At 70.0% G+C, this 17,742-nt stretch carries 14 protein-coding genes and 1 riboswitch; of the genes, 5 read left to right on the plus strand and 9 right to left on the minus strand.

Annotation, left to right across the window (positions count from 1 at the left end):
• Positions 1-16: 16 nt before the first annotated feature.
• The 4 genes from cydD to hisC form a co-directional block, all read right to left on the minus strand.
• The gene (gene cydD, locus ACIO1C_RS04570; protein WP_401858542.1) at positions 17-3,556 is read right to left on the minus strand and encodes a thiol reductant ABC exporter subunit CydD; all 3,540 of its coding nucleotides are present in this window, start codon (positions 3,554-3,556) and stop codon (positions 17-19) included.
• A 14-nt stretch (positions 3,557-3,570) separates the two neighbouring features.
• Complete coding sequence (cydB, locus tag ACIO1C_RS04575; RefSeq protein ID WP_401858545.1) at positions 3,571-4,578, minus strand: cytochrome d ubiquinol oxidase subunit II; 1,008 nt, start codon at positions 4,576-4,578, stop codon at positions 3,571-3,573.
• A gap of 14 nt (positions 4,579-4,592) precedes the next feature.
• The gene (locus ACIO1C_RS04580; protein ID WP_401858547.1) at positions 4,593-6,101 is read right to left on the minus strand and encodes a cytochrome ubiquinol oxidase subunit I; all 1,509 of its coding nucleotides are present in this window, start codon (positions 6,099-6,101) and stop codon (positions 4,593-4,595) included.
• A 280-nt stretch (positions 6,102-6,381) separates the two neighbouring features.
• Complete coding sequence (gene hisC, locus ACIO1C_RS04585; protein WP_401859108.1) at positions 6,382-7,464, minus strand: histidinol-phosphate transaminase; 1,083 nt, start codon at positions 7,462-7,464, stop codon at positions 6,382-6,384.
• Positions 7,465-7,912: 448 nt separating this feature from the next.
• Here hisC and ACIO1C_RS04590 point away from each other — a divergent pair, with 448 nt between their 5' ends.
• The 3 genes from ACIO1C_RS04590 to ACIO1C_RS04600 all read left to right on the plus strand — a co-directional run bounded on the left by ACIO1C_RS04590 (position 7,913) and on the right by ACIO1C_RS04600 (position 11,486).
• Entirely contained in the window at positions 7,913-9,025 is a 1,113-nt protein-coding gene (locus ACIO1C_RS04590) for a LacI family DNA-binding transcriptional regulator (protein ID WP_401858550.1), read from the plus strand.
• A 251-nt stretch (positions 9,026-9,276) separates the two neighbouring features.
• The gene (locus ACIO1C_RS04595) at positions 9,277-10,416 is read left to right on the plus strand and encodes a metallophosphoesterase (protein ID WP_401859110.1); all 1,140 of its coding nucleotides are present in this window, start codon (positions 9,277-9,279) and stop codon (positions 10,414-10,416) included.
• Between the two features lie 236 nt (positions 10,417-10,652).
• Complete coding sequence (locus tag ACIO1C_RS04600; protein ID WP_401858552.1) at positions 10,653-11,486, plus strand: hypothetical protein; 834 nt, start codon at positions 10,653-10,655, stop codon at positions 11,484-11,486.
• 72 nt (positions 11,487-11,558) lie between these two features.
• On the opposite strand, the gene thiC is transcribed toward ACIO1C_RS04600, so the two are convergent.
• Positions 11,559-13,403, minus strand: a complete 1,845-nt coding sequence (gene thiC, locus ACIO1C_RS04605) for a phosphomethylpyrimidine synthase ThiC (RefSeq protein ID WP_401858555.1) — start codon at positions 13,401-13,403, stop codon at positions 11,559-11,561.
• Positions 13,396-13,542, minus strand: a riboswitch (TPP riboswitch). Its footprint overlaps the gene before it by 8 nt.
• 70 nt (positions 13,543-13,612) lie before the next feature.
• On the opposite strand from thiC, the gene ACIO1C_RS04610 reads away from it, so the two are divergent.
• Positions 13,613-14,956, plus strand: a complete 1,344-nt coding sequence (locus tag ACIO1C_RS04610; protein WP_401858558.1) for a YibE/F family protein — start codon at positions 13,613-13,615, stop codon at positions 14,954-14,956.
• A gap of 92 nt (positions 14,957-15,048) precedes the next feature.
• On the opposite strand, the gene ACIO1C_RS04615 is transcribed toward ACIO1C_RS04610, so the two are convergent.
• The 4 genes from ACIO1C_RS04615 to ACIO1C_RS04630 all read right to left on the minus strand — a co-directional run bounded on the left by ACIO1C_RS04615 (position 15,049) and on the right by ACIO1C_RS04630 (position 17,346).
• Positions 15,049-15,483 carry an SsgA family sporulation/cell division regulator gene (locus ACIO1C_RS04615; protein ID WP_161312540.1) on the minus strand — a complete coding sequence of 145 codons (435 nt, stop codon included), beginning with the start codon at positions 15,481-15,483 and terminating at the stop codon, positions 15,049-15,051.
• A 99-nt stretch (positions 15,484-15,582) separates the two neighbouring features.
• Positions 15,583-16,362, minus strand: a complete 780-nt coding sequence (locus ACIO1C_RS04620; RefSeq protein WP_401858561.1) for an IclR family transcriptional regulator — start codon at positions 16,360-16,362, stop codon at positions 15,583-15,585.
• A 197-nt stretch (positions 16,363-16,559) separates the two neighbouring features.
• Positions 16,560-16,775 carry a DUF5326 family protein gene (locus ACIO1C_RS04625; protein ID WP_161312528.1) on the minus strand — a complete coding sequence of 72 codons (216 nt, stop codon included), beginning with the start codon at positions 16,773-16,775 and terminating at the stop codon, positions 16,560-16,562.
• Between the two features lie 253 nt (positions 16,776-17,028).
• The gene (locus ACIO1C_RS04630) at positions 17,029-17,346 is read right to left on the minus strand and encodes a cupin domain-containing protein (protein WP_161312527.1); all 318 of its coding nucleotides are present in this window, start codon (positions 17,344-17,346) and stop codon (positions 17,029-17,031) included.
• A 14-nt stretch (positions 17,347-17,360) separates the two neighbouring features.
• Between ACIO1C_RS04630 and ACIO1C_RS04635 the strand changes: the two genes are divergently transcribed.
• Positions 17,361-17,741, plus strand: coding sequence for a phage holin family protein (locus ACIO1C_RS04635; RefSeq protein ID WP_401858563.1), 381 nt, complete (start codon positions 17,361-17,363; stop codon positions 17,739-17,741).
• The last annotated feature ends 1 nt before the right edge of the window (position 17,742 follow it).

Here is a 17,742-nt window from a genome sequence, read left to right on the forward strand (position 1 = left end):
TTGAGCGTAGTAAGTCCTATTTGATGGGGAAAGTCGGCCGTCCTGACGCGGGCAGCAGATCACCGGCCCGCTCCCGCTCCAGCATCCGCCGCAGCGGCCCCTCCTCGGCGATCAGCCGGTCGTACGGTCCGCGCTGTACGGTCCTGCCCTCGTCGAGCACGAGCACCTCGTCGACCGCGTCGAGACCGCGCAGCCGGTGGGTGATGAGCAGCGTCGTCCGCCCCTCGGTCACCTCCAGCAGGTCGGCGGTCAGCGCGTCCGCGGTCGCCAGGTCCAGATGCTCGGCCGGCTCGTCCAGGACGAGCACGGGGAAGTCGGCGAGCAGCGCCCGGGCGAGCGCCAGGCGCTGGCGCTGCCCTCCGGACAGCTGGGCGCCGTGCTCGCCGACCAGCGTGTCCAGTCCTGCGGGCAGCCCGTCGGCCCACTCCAGCAGCCGCGCCCCGCGCAGGGCGTCACGCAGCTCTCCGTCGGTCGCGTCGGTGCGGGCGAGTTTCAGGTTCTCCCGTACGGAACTGTCGAAGAGGTACGCGTCCTGGGCGCACAGCCCGACCGACCGCCGGACCGTGTCACCGTCGAGCGAGGCGGTGTCCGTGCCGCCGAGCAGGCAGCTGCCCTCGCGCGCGTCCAGGAAGCGCAGGAGCACCTGGGCGAGCGTGGTCTTCCCCGCACCCGACGGGCCGACCACGGCGACCCGCCGGCCCGCGGTCAGGGTCAGGTCGAAGCCGGTGAGCGCGTCCCGCCGCTGCCCCGCGTACCGCGCGGACACCCCCCGCACCTCCAGCGGGAACGGCGACCCGGGCGCGGCGGCGGGCCGCTCCGGCTCCTGTACGGGTACGGGGGCGTCCAGCACCTCGCAGACCCGCCGCGCGCCCTGGGCGGCCCGCTGGCGGTACCGCACGGCCAGCGGCAGCCCGGCCACCGCCTCGAACGCGGCGAGCGGCGTCAGGACGACGACGGCCAGCTCGACGCCCGCCAGGCGCCCGTCCCGTACCGCCTGCACCCCCACCACCGCGGCGGCGGCCACGGTCAGCCCGCAGACCAGGGCGGACAGCCCGCCGCCCAGCGCGAGGGCGCTCGCGCCCCGCGACGCGAGAGAGGTGAGCGTGCGGTCGGCCTCCCGGGCCCGCCGGAGCCGGCCGGGGAGCGCGCCGGTGACGGTCAGCTCGGCGCTGCCCCGCAGAAGGTCGGCGACACGGGTCGCCAGCAGCCCGCGCGCGGGCGCCAGCCTGCGCTCGGCCCGGCGGGCGAAGGCCCCGCTCAGGAGCGGCACGCCCACACCGGCGAGGACCAGGCCCACGGCCAGGACGGCGCCCGCTTCCGGCAGCAGCCACGCCGTGAAGCCGACGGTGCCCGCGCCGACGAGCAGTGCGGTGCCGACCGGGAGCAGCCAGCGCAGCCAGTAGTCCTGGAGTTCGTCCACGTCGGAGACGAGCCGGGAGAGCAGGTCCGCGCGCCTGGTCGCCCCCAGCCCGGCGGGCGCGACGCGTTCCAGCCCCCGGTACACGGAGACCCGCAGGTCGGCGAGCATCCTGAGCACGGCGTCGTGCGACACGAGCCGCTCGGCGTACCGGAACACGGCCCGGCCGATGCCGAAGGCGCGGGTCGCCGTCACGGCGACCATCAGGTAGAGGACCGGGGGTTCCTGGGAGGCCCGCGAGATGAGCCAGCCGGAGACGGCCATGAGGCCGACGGCGGAGCCAAGCGCGAGACTGCCGAGGACAAGCGCCAGCACGAGCCGGCCGCGCAGCGCCCCGGCGGCGGCACGCATCCGCGCCAGCGGCTGCGCGTGGGCGGCGTTTTCGCGGTCGGCGGTTTCCTGGCCGGCGGGAACCTCCCGTACCTCCGCGGCGCCCACGCCCAGATCCGTACCGATCCCGAGCCCGGCAGCGGCACCTGCGCCCGCACCCAAAGCCGCCCCCTCCCCCCAGGACAGCGTGATGACCCGGTCCGCCACCGCGAGCAGCGCCGGGCGGTGGACCACCAGGATCACCGTCCGCCCCCGCGCCAGCCGCCCCACCGCCTCGACGATCCCCGCCTCCGTCTCGCCGTCCAGCCCCGCCGTCGGCTCGTCGAGCAGCAGCAGCGGCCGGTCCGCGAGGAAGGCACGCGCCAGCGCGAGCCGCTGCCGCTGCCCGGCCGAGAGTCCCGCCCCGTCCTCGCCGAGCAGCGTCTCCGCGCCCTGGGGGAGCGCCGCCACGAAGGTGTACGCCCCCGCGTCACGCAGCGCGGCCCGTATCGCCGCGTCGTCCGCGTCCGGCCGCGCCAGCCGTACGTTCTCCGCGATCGTGCCCGCGAAGAGGTACGGCTGCTGCGGCACCCACGCGATCCGCTCGCGCCACCGCTCCAGGTCGAGCGACAACAGGTCCCGCCCGTCCACGCGTACCCGGCCCTCGTCGGGGACCGTGAACCCGAGCAGCACCTGGAGCAGCGTGGACTTCCCCACTCCGCTCGGCCCGACCAGGGCGACGGTCTCCCCCGGCTCGACCGTCAGCGTGGCCGCGTCCAACGACGGTTTCTCCCGGCCCTGGTGGCGGACCGTCACCCCGTCCAGTTCCAGCCGGACCGCGCCGGACCGCACCTCCTCCTGTCCGCCCGCGCGCGGCTCGGTCTCCAGGACCGTGAAGATCTCCTCCGCCGCCGCGAGGCCCTCGGCCGCCGCGTGGTACTGCGCGCCGACCTGACGGATCGGCAGGTACGCCTCGGGGGCGAGGATCAGCACCACCAGTCCCGTGTAGAGGTCGAGGTCGCCGTGGACGAGCCGCAGTCCGACACCGACGGCGACCAGCGCCACCGACAGCGTCGACAGCAGCTCCAGCGCGAAGGACGACAGGAAGGCGATCCGCAGCGTACGGAGGGTGGCCTGCCGGTACTCCGAGGTGATCCGCCGGATCGAGTCGGCCTGCGCCTTGGCCCGTCCGAAAACCTTGAGCGTCGGCATCCCGGCTACGACGTCCAGGAAATGCCCCGAGAGCCGCGACAGCAGCCGCCACTGCCGGTCCACACGGGTCTGGGTGGCCCAGCCGATGAGGATCATGAACAGCGGGATCAGCGGCAGCGTCACGACGATGATCGCCGCCGAGACCCAGTCCTGCGTGACGATCCGCGCCAGGACCGCCACGGGCACGACCACCGCGAGCCCGAGCTGGGGGAGATAGCGCGCGAAGTAGTCGTCCAGGGCGTCGATGCCCCGGGTGGCGAGGGCGACCAGCGAACCGGTCCGCTGTCCGCTCAGCCACCCCGGGCCCAGCTCGGCGGCCCGTTCCAGGAGCCGTCCGCGCAGTTCGGACTTGACCGCCGCGCTCGCCCGGTGTGCGGCCAGTTCGGTCAGCCAGGACACCAGCGCCCGCCCGACGGCGACCGCACCCAGCAGCAGGAGTTCGGTACGCAGCCCCGAGGTGGAGTCCCCGTGCTGGAAGGCACCGACCACCACCTCGGCGATCAGCGTCGCCTGGAGGACGACCAGCCCGGCACCGGCCAGCCCGAGGACAACCACGGCCCCGATGAAGAGGCGAGTGGTCCGGGCGTACCGCAGCAGACGCGGATCGATCGGTTTCACGTGAAACACCGTCCTCAGTGCGTGCCGGAATCAGCGATGTGCTGCGTGCCGATCCGCTTGCGGAACACCCAGTACGTCCAGCCCTGGTAGAGCACCACGATGGGCGCCGTGATCCCCGCCCCCCAGGTCATGATCTTCAGGGTGTACGGGGTGGACGAGGCGTTCGTCACGGTGAGGTTCCACTGCTCGTTCAGGGACGACGGCATGACGTTCGGGAACAGCGTCAGGAAGAACATCGCCACGACGGCCACGACGGTCAGCCCGGAGAGCGCGAACGACCAGCCTTCGCGGCGCCTCCCGATCGCCCCGATGGCGCCGGCCAGCGCGGCCACGGCCACGACGAGCGCGACCAGGCTCCTGCCGTTGCCGCTGTCCGCCTGGGTCCAGAGCAGGAACCCGATCGCCAGGACGGCGGTCACCGGCCCCAGGACGAGCGCCAGCCTCCTCGCCCGTACGCGGATGTCCCCCACCGTCTTGAGCGCGGCGAACACCGTGCCGTGGAAGGTGAAGAGGGCCAGGGTCACCAGGCCGCCGAGGAGCGCGTACGGGTTGAGCAGGTCGCCGAGGGTGCCGACGTACTCCTTGTGCGCGTCGATCCGTACGCCGTGCACGATGTTGCCGAAGGCGACGCCCCACAGCACGGCCGGCAGGAGCGAGGTCCAGAAGATCGCGTGCTCCCAGTTGCGCTGCCAGCTCTCCTCGGGCCGCTTGGCGCGGTACTCGAACGCGACGCCGCGCACGATCAGGCAGACCAGGATCAGCAGCAGCGGCAGGTAGAAGCCGGAGAAGAGGGTGGCGTACCACTCGGGGAAGGCGGCGAAGGTCGCGCCGCCCGCGCTGAGCAGCCAGACCTCATTGCCGTCCCAGACGGGCCCGATGGTGTTGATCAGGACACGCCGTTCCGTACGGTCGCGGGCCAGCAGCTTGGTCAGGACCCCGATGCCGAAGTCGAAGCCTTCGAGGAAGAAGTAGCCGGTCCACAGGAAGGCGATCAGGACGAACCAGACGTCATGGAGTTCCATGGTTCCTCAGCCCTTCAGTAGGAGAAGGCCATCGGGCGGTCGGCGTCCGTGTGGTCGCCGCCGATCCGGGTGGGCGGGTTGAGGTCGTCGTCGGTGAGTTCCGGTGGCCCCGCCTTGACGTACTTGACGAGCAGTCTGACCTCGATGACCGCGAGGACCGCGTACAGCAGGGTGAAGGTGATCAGCGAGATGAGCACCTCGGTCTGGGACGTGTGGGGGGAGACCGCGTCGGACGTGCGCAGCACGCCGTACACCACCCAGGGCTGGCGTCCGGTCTCGGTGAAGATCCAGCCCCAGGAGCTGGCTATCAGCGGGAAGAGGAGCGTCCACAGGGCGGTGATCCAGTACCACCTGGCGAGCTTCGGGCTGAGGGCCTTGTTCCGGAAGAGCACCAGGTGGGGCACCTCGTCCTCGCCGGTGCGCAGCCGTTGCGGCAGCAGGAACTTCCGGCGGGTGAGCCACAGGCCGAGCAGTCCGATGCCGAAGGACGTCATGCCGAAGCCGATCATCCAGCGGAAGCCCCAGTAGGCGACGGGGATGTTGGGCCGGTAGTCGCCGGGCCCGAACTTCTCCTGTTCGGCCTTGTTGATGTCGTTGATCCCCGGGACGTGCGAGCTGAAGTCGTCGTGCGCGAGGAAGGACAGCAGTCCTGGGATCTCCAGCTCGACGGTGTTGTGGCCCTTCTCGACGTTCCCGTAGGCGAACACGGAGAACGGCGCGGGCGCCTGACCGTCCCAGAGGGCCTCGGCGGCGGCCATCTTCATCGGCTGCTGCTGGAACATGACCTTGCCGAGCGTGTCGCCGCTGATGGCGGTGAGCATGCCGGCGATGACGACGGTGACCAGCCCGAGGCGCAGGGAGGTGCGCATCACGGGGATGTGCTTCTTGCGCGAGAGGTGGAAGGCCGCGATGCCGACCATGAAGGCGCCGCCGACGAGGAAGGCGGCCGTCATGGTGTGGAAGAACTGGGTGAGCGCGGTGTTCTGGGTGAGCACCGCCCAGAAGTCGGTGAGTTCCGCGCGCCCGGACTTCTTGTTGATCCGGTAGCCGACCGGGTGCTGCATCCAGGAGTTCGCGGCGAGGATGAAGTACGCGGAGAGGATCGTGCCGATCGAGACCATCCATATACAGGCCAGATGGATCTTCTTGGGCAGCTTGTCCCAGCCGAAGATCCACAGTCCGATGAAGGTGGACTCGAAGAAGAAGGCGATCAGGGCCTCGAAGGCGAGCGGGGCACCGAAGACGTCACCGACGAAGCGCGAGTAGTCGGACCAGTTCATGCCGAACTGGAACTCCTGCACGATGCCGGTGACAACGCCCATCGCGATGTTGATCAGGAAGAGCTTGCCCCAGAACTTCGTGGCCGTGAGGTACTTCGGATTCTCCGTGCGGACCCACGCGGTCTGCAGCCCGGCGGTGAGCGCGGCGAGCGAGATCGTCAGCGGGACGAAGAGGAAGTGGTAGACGGTGGTGATGCCGAATTGCCATCGCGCCAGGGTCTCCGGCGCCAGAGCGAGTTCCACGTCGTTACTCCTTACATCGCCGTGGTCAAGCGGCGGCTTGCCCCTTTGATCCGGTCCGCATTCGGTACGTAACGGAGCAAACGAGGCACGCTTGTGAACGCGTTCACATTCACAAGCATTATGGCGCACGCCAATCCGGACCTTCGTTCGGGGGGTCCCCCTAACGAGGCACACCGGCCCAGCACCCGTGGAAGGCCCGTGGAGCGCCGGCGAAAACGCCTGCCGGAACGCCGAAGGGCGGCCCCCTCGGGAGGCCGCCCTCATCCGCTTCTTCCGCCGGTCACAGCTCCTTGCGGTACTTCTCAGCCGCCTGGAGGAAGAGATCGTTGGCCTCGGTCTCACCGATCGTGACCCGTACGCCCTCGCCCGCGAAGGGGCGGACCACCACCCCGGCCGCCTCACAGGCCGCCGCGAAGTCGAGCGTGCGCTCGCCGAGCCGCAGCCAGACGAAGTTCGCCTGGGTCTCGGGCACCGTCCAGCCCTGCCCGGCCAGCCCGCCCGCCACCCGCGTCCGCTCGGTGACCAGCGCCTCGACCCGCTCCAGCAGCTGGGCCTCGGCGCGCAGCGAGGCCACCGCCGCGTCCTGGGCGATCTGGCTCACACCGAAGGGCACCGCGGTCTTGCGCAGCGCCGCCGCCACCGGCTCGTGAGCTATCGCGAAACCGACCCGCAGACCGGCCAGCCCGTACGCCTTCGAGAAGGTGCGCAGCACGGCCACGTTCGGGCGCTCCCGGTACAGGTCCACCCCGTCCGGCACCTCGGCGTCGCGGATGAACTCGCGGTACGCCTCGTCCAGCACCACCAGGACGTCGTCGGGCACCCGGTCGAGGAACCGTTCCAGCTCGGCCCTGCGCACCACCGTGCCGGTCGGGTTGTTGGGGTTGCAGACGAAGATCAGCCGCGTCCGGTCGGTGACCGCGTCGGCCATGGCGTCCAGGTCGTGCGTCTCGGCGCCGGTCAGCGGCACCTTCACCGAGGCCGCACCCGAGATCTGGGTGATGATCGGGTACGCCTCGAAGGAGCGCCAGGCGTAGATGACCTCGTCACCGGGGCCGGCGGTGGCCTGGACCAGCTGCTGGGCCACCCCCACCGAACCGGTGCCCGTCGCCACGTGCTCCAGGGGAACGGCGAAACGGCCGGCCAGCTCCTCGGTCAGGCCCGCGCACGACAGGTCGGGGTAGCGGTGGAAGATCCCCGCGGTGGCGATCACCCGCTCCATCACGCCGGGCAGCGGCGGGTACGGGTTCTCGTTGGAGGACAGCTTGAACGCGGCGGGGCCGCCGGCCGCGGCGGGCTTGCCCGGCTTGTACGTCGGGATGCCGTCCAGCTCGGCACGGAGCCTGGGTCCCGTACCGCCGCCCACCGCAGGGCTCGTCTTGCTCACCGCAGGTCCTCCTCGGCCGTTCACGGGTGTCGCGTCAGGGGTGTCGCGCTTTTCAATACTGCTCACCATAGGAGGATTCGGGGCCCCTGCGAAGGCCTCGGTGACGTGGGCCACTCGGGAGGGCATCGCCCCTCGGTGACGCGCGTCACTCGAGAGGCCATCGAGCGGGGGGCGCACTTCTCCCTGGCGCGCGCCCGTGGTCCGCGCCGTGGCGCGCATCCCTCGTAGAGGTGAGTTGAGACAACTTCGAAACATGGACCTTTCGACAGGCACATGCCGTCCGATGCATGCCAGACCACAGCCCGGACGGATAAACCCCACTTCATCCAAGGACATTGGGCACTTTTGACCATGCAGAAACGTGCCTGCTGAGGGGTGCATATGCGACCGGCCCAACCGCCCGCCCGCGCCCTAATATCGGCTGGCCATGACAGCAGCAGGGAAACACCAGGTGAGCCGGACGGACACAACCCGCCGGGGAAACCGGCAGGGTCGGGCGGGCATCCGGGACGTCGCAGCCGCAGCCGGTGTCTCCATCACGACTGTCTCGGACGCGCTCAACGGCAAGGGACGCTTACCCGACGCCACGAGAAGCCACGTCCGAGAGGTCGCCGAGCGCCTCGGCTACCGTCCTTCCGCCGCCGCCAGAACCCTCCGTACCGGCAAATCGGGCCTCATCGGCCTGACCGTGACGACGTACGGGGATGAACCTTTCACCTTCACCGAATTCGCCTACTTCGCCGAGATGGCCAGAGCGGCCACCTCCGCCGCGCTCGCCCGGGGCTACGCCCTCGTCATCCTCCCCGCCACCTCACGCCACGACGTCTGGGCGAACGTCGCCCTCGACGGCACCGTCGTCATCGACCCCTCCGACCATGATCCGGTCGTCACCGAACTCGTACGCCAGGGCCTGCCCGTCGTCTCCGACGGCCGGCCCGCGGGCACCCTCCCCGTCACCGCCTGGGTCGACAACGACCACGAGGCGGCCGTCCTCGACCTGCTCGACCACCTCGCCGACGCGGGCGCCCGCCGGATCGGCCTGCTCACCGGCACCACCACCGACACCTACACCCGCCTCTCCACCTCCGCGTACCTGAGCTGGTGCGAGCGGGTCGGCCAGGACCCCGTGTACGAGTCCTACCCGGCCCACGACCCGTGCGCGGGGGCCGTCGCCGCCGACCGGCTCCTCGCCCGCCCCGACCGCCCGGACGCCGTCTACGGCCTCTTCGACCCCAACGGCACCGATCTGCTCGCCGCCGCCCGGCGGTACGGGCTGCGCGTCCCCGAGGACCTGCTGCTGGTGTGCTGCAGCGAGTCCACCGTGTACGCGACGACGGAACCGCCCATCACGACCCTCTCGCTCAAACCGCGCCGGATCGGCACCGCCGTCGTCCAGCTCCTCATCGACGCCATCGAAGGGATCAACACCGGCGCGCCGATCGAGCAGGTGATACCGACGGAGCTGGTCGTCAGGACCTCGTCCCAGCGCCGCCCGCCCCGCACCACGGTCAGCGCCCCCAGGTCCCCGGCGGGGGACTGACGGAGCGCTGCCGGGGCCGGGCCGGTCCCTTCCGTACCCCGGCCGAAGGCCCAGACCTTTCACATTTGGGGTGATCGGCGTGAAAACCTCCGGCGAACCTGAGGTGGAACCGGATTCACCACCCCTGGTGCGTCACAGAGGAGGAGCGGGATTCCTATGATGGGCGCACGACACCATGGACCTTTCCTGACCTCCGGTGGGCAGACGCCCACCGGAGAGGGCGAGCCCGAGAGGTGTACGGCGGCGCGACGGTGGTGGAGGGGTCGATGACACAGGGGGCCGGTCAGGGACCCGCGGTGCGGACGGCGACGTTGCGCGACTTCCGCGTACCGCCGTACGCGCAGGTTCCCGTGCAGTCCGGGCAACCGGGGCATCCCGAACAGTCCGGGCGGCAGGGGTACGGTCACGAGGCCGCGAACCCGTCCGGGCATCCCGGCAACGCGATCCCCGCCGACGAGGTCCCGGACGGCTACACACCGACCGAGCGCGACCTCCCGGTGATCGGCCCGGAGGGAGTGACCGTCCAGCTGCACCTCGCGCCCGACGGCGCCCCCGCGCCCGGCGGCCCCGGCCCGCTCTACGTCGTCGGCGACGTGCACGGCTACCTGAACGAACTCCTCGCCGCCCTCGGCGAACAGGGCCTCATCGACTCCGCCGGCAACTGGTCGGCCGGCAACGCCCGGCTCTGGTTCCTCGGCGACTTCACCGACCGCGGCCCCGACGGCATCGGCGTCATCGACCTCGTGATGCGGCTCTCCGCGGAAGCGGCGGCGGCGGGCGGCTACTGCAAGGCCCTGATGGGCAATCACGAACTGCTGCTCCTGGGCGCCAAGCGGTTCGGCGACACCCCCGTCAACTCCGGCGCGGGCACGGCCACCTTCCAGGCCGCCTGGCTCCTCAACGGCGGTCAGAAGACCGACATGGAGCGCCTCCAGGACGTCCACCTCCAGTGGATGTCACGGCTCGACGCGGTGGTCGAGGAGGACGGGCATCTGCTGATGCACTCCGACACGACGGCCTACCTGGATTACGGCTCGTCCATCGACGACGTCAACGACACCGTCCACCAGATCCTCACCCGCAACGACGCGGACGAGTGCTGGGACGTGTTCCGCAAACTCACCAAACGCTTCGCGTTCCGTGACGAGGGCGGCCCCGAGGCCGTCCAGGAACTGCTTTCCACGTACGGCGGAAACCGCATCGTCCATGGCCACAGCCCCATTCCCTACCTCCTGGGCGAGGTCGGCACCGAGGACGCCTCGGACGGTGAGGGCGGCGGCCCCGTGGTGGAGGGGCCACACGTGTACGCCGACGGCCTGGCCATCGCCATGGACGGCGGCGTGACCATGGCGGGGAAACTGCTGGTCGTGCGGCTTCCGCTGGCCAACTGAGCGGCTTCGACCGCACAACTGACCGGGTTCTTCCGGGCGGCTGACCCGGGTTCCTCGGCACCACTGACCGGGCTTCTCCGCACAACTGAATCGACATGGAGCCGGTGTTTTCCGGAAACCCCCTGTCACGCCGCGGCAAAACAGCTCTACCATCGGCTTATCCGTAGCAGGCTCTCCTTCCGTTTCTGCCAACCGCCCGTTCACGCGGGCGAATCGGCCCTACGGAGCATCGGGGGATGCACATGAACAGCGCTCCGCACCTGCTGAGCGAGGATCGCGCGGATTTCGAGCGGATCCTCGACGACGCACTGCGCAACGCGCACGACCGCCCGGATCTGGCCGACGTGGGCCGGCGGCTGAACGCCGAGCAGTTGCGCACGATGGCCCTCAACGCCACCACCCAGATAGCCACCGCCGCGGCCGCCGAGTACGAGCACTACGCCAAGATGCGCGAGGAGTTCCGCTCCCCGGTCTCCTCCCCGGCCCTGAACGGCTCCGTCAGAGAGCCGGCCACGGTCGAGGAGGACGACGGCGCGGGCGCGGGGTTCGCGGCGGTCATCACCGTCCTGGTCCCCGTCCTCGGCGGCACCGCGGCGCTGATCTTCCTGCTCGTCGGCTATCTCCTCAAGGCACTGACCCCGGCGCCCGCCTTCGCCAACTCCCTGATCGCGGTGGGCTGGTTCTTCGGCGCGGTCACCGTGCTCGGGATCCTGGGCGCGGCGGTCGGCCTGCTCATCACGGCCGTACGCAACGGGGCCACCCAGGTCCCCGCCGTCGAGGAGTCCGGCGGGGAGCTGCCGGACGAGGTCGCACGGGCCAGGGAGGCCTGGCGCCACGCCCTCCTGGAGCGCGGCATCCTGCCCTTCCTGCGCAGGGCCCTCGCCGACCCGAGCGCGGGCCGGGCGGCGCCGGCACCGCCCCGTACGGTGGGCCACCTGCCCAAGATCGGCTACAGCCACCCCGGCTTCTCCAGCCCTGACGAGGGCTCAGCGGCCCACCAGCGCCCCACGTTCAGCAGCCCGGACTTCACCAGCCCCGACTTCGGCGGCCCGGAACACCAGCCCGAATAGCGGTGGGTTTCGCGGAGGCGGGCCGGCCGGGACTGGTGGCCTGGCGGGCCCCCCTCCGCTGAGGCGGCCGGGTCAGCCGGCCGACCTGCCGCCCGTCTCCGCCAGCGGCAGATAGACCCGGTTGCCGGCCGCCGCGAACTCCTTCGACTTCTCCACCATGCCCGCTTCGATCTCCTCGGGCACCAGGTCACCGCCGTGCTGGCGCCTGATGTCCTGCGAGATCTTCATCGAGCAGAACTTCGGCCCGCACATCGAGCAGAAATGCGCGGTCTTCGCCGGCTCGGCCGGCAGTGTCTCGTCGTGGAACGCGCGCGCCGTGTCCGGGTCGAGGGCCAGGTTGAACTGGTCCTCCCACCGGAACTCGAACCGCGCGTCCGACAGCGCGTCGTCCCACTCCTGCGCCCCCGCGTGCCCCTTGGCGAGGTCCGCCGCGTGCGCCGCGATCTTGTAGGTGATCACACCCGTCTTCACGTCGTCGCGGTTCGGCAGTCCCAGGTGCTCCTTGGGCGTGACGTAGCAGAGCATCGCCGTGCCCCACCAGGCGATCATCGCCGCGCCGATGCCCGAGGTGATGTGGTCGTACGCGGGCGCCACATCGGTCGTCAGCGGGCCGAGCGTGTAGAACGGCGCCTCCTCGCAGATCTCCTGCTGGAGGTCGATGTTCTCCTTGATCTTGTGCATCGGGACGTGCCCGGGGCCCTCGATCATGGTCTGTACGTGGTGGCGCTTGGCGATCGTGTTCAGCTCGCCCAGCGTCCGCAGCTCGGCGAACTGCGCCTCGTCGTTGGCGTCCGCGATGGACCCGGGCCGCAGGCCGTCACCGAGGGAGTACGTCACGTCGTACGCGGCGAGGATGTCGCAGAGCTCCTCGAAGTTCTCGTACAGGAACGACTCCTTGTGGTGCGCCAGGCACCACGCCGCCATGATCGAGCCGCCGCGCGAGACGATGCCGGTCTTGCGGCGGGCGGTCAGCGGCACGTACCGCAGCAGCACTCCGGCGTGGACCGTCATGTAGTCGACGCCCTGCTCGGCCTGCTCGATGACGGTGTCCTTGTAGATGTCCCAGGTCAGCTCCTCGGCCTTGCCGTCGACCTTCTCCAGCGCCTGGTAGAGCGGCACCGTGCCGATGGGCACGGGGGAGTTGCGCAGCACCCACTCCCGGGTGGTGTGGATGTTGCGGCCGGTCGAGAGGTCCATGACCGTGTCCGCGCCCCACTTGGTGGCCCACGTCATCTTGTCCACCTCCTCCTCGATGGAGGAGGTGACCGCGGAGTTGCCGATGTTGGCGTTGACCTTCACCAGGAACCGCTTGCCGATGATCATCGGCTCGATCTCCGGGTGATTGACGTTCGCCGGCAGTACGGCCCGGCCCGCGGCGATCTCGTCGCGGACGACCTCGGGCGCGACGTTCTCCCGGATCGCGACGTACTCCATCTCCGGAGTGACATCGCCACGGCGTGCGTACGCGAGCTGCGTCACCGCCTGCCCGTCCCGGCCCCGCCGGGGCTGGCGCGGCCGGCCCGGGAACACGGCGTCGAGGTTCCGCAGCCCCCCGCGCGGCGAGGTGTGCTTGAGCCCGTCGTCCTCGGGGCGGACCGGGCGGCCCGCGTACTCCTCGGTGTCACCGCGCCCGATGATCCAGTTCTCCCGCAGCGGCGCGAGCCCGCGGCGGACATCCGTCTCGATCGTGGGGTCGGTGTACGGCCCCGACGTGTCGTACAGCGTCACGTCCTTGCCGTTGGTGAGATGCACCTGACGGACGGGCACCTGGAGGTCGGGGCGCGAGCCCTGGACGTATCCCTTGTGCCAGCCGATGGACCTCTCGGTCCCGTTCTGATCCACGGCCCCGCCCGGATTCCCCGATTCGCCCGGGGAATCCGATTCCGAGGCAGGCGTGTGTGCGTCCTGAACGGTCATGAGACCTACTCCCTACGCCGGCATTACCCGGTAACAGGTTCGGCGGTCGGCGCAGCGATGGGAGTCCAGGGGGATGTCCCCGGGACTACACAGTCAACGCCCTCTCAGCCCGGTGCTCCGAGCTCCCGCGTGTGCAAAGGTGTGACCACGCTAGCCCCACCACCGGCGTGCTGAACAGAGGGCCTCCGGCTTCTTGCAATGATCTGCGGGTGACCTCATCCCAGCAGAGCCACGAAACGCACGGCCACACGCACAGCCACGGGCCTGCCGAGCCGGTCTCCCAGCACCTCCGCAAAGTCATCGCGGCGGTGCTGATCCCGTTCGCCGCGGCCGTGGTCGTGGGCCTGGTCGTCCTGTGGCCCGGCGGCGCGCCCGCCCATGAGCGCTCGGGGGTCGGGTTCGACCGGCAGACCGAGCAGGGCCAGGTGGTGAAGCTCCAGCCGGTGGACTGCAAGGACGTGAACGCCTCCCAAATCCCGTCGACCGGCGACACCTCGACACCCGGGGGGCGGGAGGCGGAACAGACGGAGACCGGGCAGTGCAAGAAGGCCACGGTCGAGGTCACCAGCGGCAAGGAGAAGGGCCGTACCTTCATCGAGGTCGTCCAGCCGGACGCGCCACGGCAGTTTCACGTGAAACAGGGCGTGGTACTGGCGTACGCGCCCGACGCTCCCCACGACCTCCAGTACTCGGTCACCGATGTCGACCGCCACCTCCCCATGGCCCTGCTCGCCGGGATCTTCGCCCTCGCGGTGGTCGTGGTGGGGCGGCTGCGCGGGCTCATGGCGCTGATCGCCCTCGCGGTCTCCTTCGGAGTGCTGACGCTCTTCATCCTGCCCGCCGTGCTGCAAGGCTCGAACCCGCTGGTCGTCGCGGTGGTCGGAGCCAGCGCGATCATGCTCATCGCGCTCTACATGTGCCATGGCCTGACGGCCAGAACCTCGGTCGCGGTCATCGGCACGCTGGTCTCCCTGATGCTGATCGGACTGCTGGGCTCGATCTTCATCGGCTGGGCGAGCCTGACCGGCAACACCGACGACAGCACCGGCCTGATCCACGGGCTGTATCCGCACATCGACATGAGCGGTCTGCTGCTGGCCGGCGTGATCATCGGTTCGCTCGGTGTCCTCGACGACGTGACGGTGACCCAGACCTCGGCGGTCTGGGAACTGCACGCCGCGGATCCGTCGATGGGACCGCGCGCCCTCTACCGGGCGGGAATCCGCATCGGCCGCGACCACATCGCGTCCGTGGTCAACACGCTCGTGCTGGCCTACGCGGGAGCGGCGCTGCCGCTGCTGCTGCTCTTCTCCATCGCGCAGTCCGGGGTGGGAACGGTCGCCAACAGCGAGCTGGTGGCGGAGGAGATCGTACGGACCCTGGTCGGATCGATCGGCCTGGTCGCGTCCGTGCCGGTGACCACCGCCCTGGCGGCGCTGGTGGTGTCCGCGGACCGGTCGGGGGCTCTCGGGCGGGAGACGGCACCCATGGTGCCGGGGCAGGGCACGGCGGTGCGCCCGCACGGCAGCAGGGGCCGCCGCCGCAGGAAGTGACGGCGCCGGCCTGTATGAGGAAATGACGGCGTGCGGAATGACCGCGTGCGTGAGGAAGTGATCGCGCGAGGAGGCGACCGCGCCAGGCCGCCTCAGCCCGCGTTCTCCTCCGCCAGGATGCGGCCGAGCGCCTCCTCCAGGTTGCCCTCGAAATCACCGAGCGTGCGCTCCTGGCCGAGCGGGACCAGCCGGTCCGTACGGTCCAGGAAGGCCACGACCGGCGCGGCGCTCACCCGGAACAGCGCGTGGTCCTCACCGACCTGGAGCCGGATGTGAACGTCCGACAGGTCCTCGGGCTCGGTCGGCGAGATGTGCACATCACCGTCACCACTGGGCGTGTTGATGCCGTCCAGCAGCAGCTCGCGGCCGAAAGTCCAGGTCACGGGCGCGTCGCCGGGCAGATGAAAGGTCATCCGCACCGCGTACGGATCCCCCATCTCGTAGTGCAGTTCCACCGGGATACGGAACGAGAGCTCCTCTGAAACGAGGAAACTCATCAAAACCTCGGCCTGGACCGACTCGCGCATCATGTACTCCGGAGTAGATGAAGCTGTGGCTGGGAATGATCCCTGACCCTCTTGACGCCATCGTCCTAGAAGGGCCCTCAGATCACAAGGAGTAATTTTTCAGATACTGATAGAGAAGTCGACCGAGGTCAGCAGAAATCCGATCTCTCTCCGTAACCGCTCGACAGCGGGAAGCAGCTGATCCTCCCGATGACAAGGTACGGAAATGGCCATCGCGGCGGCGGTGGTGCCGGCGGTGATGGGCAGAGCGGCACAGACCGTGCCGACGGCGTACTCCTGCCGCTCCACCACCGGTTCCATCCGCCCCAGCGACCCCAGGCGCTCCAGCAGGGCGATCCGGTCGCGTACGGAATGGGGCGTGAGAGGGCTCACCGGATGGCGGTCGAGGTGATCGTCACGCGACGCGTCGTCGAGCTGGCTCAGCAGGCACAGGCCGATCGCGTGGGCATGGCCCGTCTCGCGGAAGTCGGCCCACTCGTCGACAGCGGGCCGCGCCGGACTGTCGGCCACGGACACGAGGTCGATCTCACCCTCGTGGTAGACCGCGAAGTACACCGGGACACCGATCGTGTCCCGCCAGCGCCCGATCGCGTCCGTGATCTTGCTGCGACGATTCTGCAGGCCCTCGCCACGCACCAGCCGCTGCGCGGCGTCGCCGAGGACGAACACCCCGCTCTCCCGCCGGAGATAACCCTCGTGCGTGAGCGTGCGCAGCAGGTGGTACGCGGTGGGCAGCGGAAGTCCCGCCTCGCGGGCCAGCTGTTTGGCGGGCGCGCCGTCGGGGTGGGAGGCCGCCGCCTCCAGCAGTCGCAGCGCCCGCCGGACCGACCCGATGAGGGTGGGCGCCGGGGTGCGTGGAACGGTGGCAGCTGTGGCCATGAGGTCACCCCCGAGGGAATCCTGAGGCCCCGCCCGGAAGGATCGTATGAACCGCAGGCCGGGACGATCTCCCACGGTGCATTCCGAGGGCGCGGCAGAGGGTTGTCACTCTAGGGGCAGGCCACGCCCAGGGGTGGTTTCCTGTTCACCTTTCCCCCGCGCGGGCTAACGCCCGTACGGACCACCGACTCCAGGTCCTACCAGCCGTCGCGCGACGACGACGAGGACGACAGGAACTTGCGTACGACGTAGACCAGTCCGCCGACGATGGCGACGAAGAGCAGCAGCTTGAACAGCAGCGAGATCAGAATGCCGACCACCGTGGCGATCAGCCCGCCGAACACCACGATGGCGATCACGGGCACCGCGATCCACTTGACCCACCACGGCATCCCCGTGAATATCTCCCGCACGGCCATCGCCCTACCTCGCTTCACCCAGTACCTCGCACATCGACACCTGACGCATCGACCCGACATCCCCGATGCTAGATCGGGGACGGCGCCGGCGGAGGGCCCGCGGCCCCCGCTCTCCCCTGATCCGACCCTGAGCCCGCCCTGAGGGTCCAGCACCCCGAGAGTGGCCCGAGGGTGGTCGCGCGAGGCGGCTCGCTCCGGGAACTCCGGGAAACGGCCCGGTCAGCCCTCCGGCGGCGAACCGGCCCGGTCAGCCCTCCGGCGGCGAGAAGACCACCATCACCCGCAGGTCCTCCGTGATGTGGTGGAACTTGTGCGCCACCCCCGCCGGCACGTACACCACACTGCCCCGGCCGACCTGCGTCGTCTCCATCCCGACCGTGATCGACGCCCGGCCGCTCACGACGAAGTACACCTCGTCCTGGCTGTGCGGCCGCTGCGGGTCGGTCTCACCGGCGTCCAGCGCGTACAGCCCCACCGACATGTTGCGTTCCCGCACGAATTGCAGATACGCCCCGTCGTTGGCGGCGCGCTCCGCCTCCAGCTCATCAAGTCGAAATGCCTTCATGTCACGATCACACCATGAAGAATTTTGTAGTCAAGACGATCGCCAACGCCGGAGCGCTGGCGGTCGCCATCTGGCTGATCCACGACATCACCCTGGCGGGCGGCAGCACCGCCGGGAACGCCTTGTCCCTGGTGCTCATCGCCCTGCTCTTCGGCCTGGTCAACGTGATCGTCAAGCCGTTGGTGAAGCTGCTCACACTTCCGCTGTTCATCGTCACCCTCGGGCTCATAACCCTGGTGATCAACGCCCTCATGCTGCTCCTGACGTCCTGGCTCGCGGACAAGCTGACCCTGGACTTCCACGTGGACGGCTTCTGGACCGCCGTGCTCGGCGGGCTGATCATCTCGGTCGTGTCGTGGGCGCTCAACGTCGCGCTCCCCGACGACAAGGACTGAC

The sequence above is a fragment of the Streptomyces sp. NPDC087420 genome (assembly GCF_044744165.1).
In the GTDB taxonomy this organism is placed as follows: Bacteria; Actinomycetota; Actinomycetes; order Streptomycetales; family Streptomycetaceae; genus Streptomyces.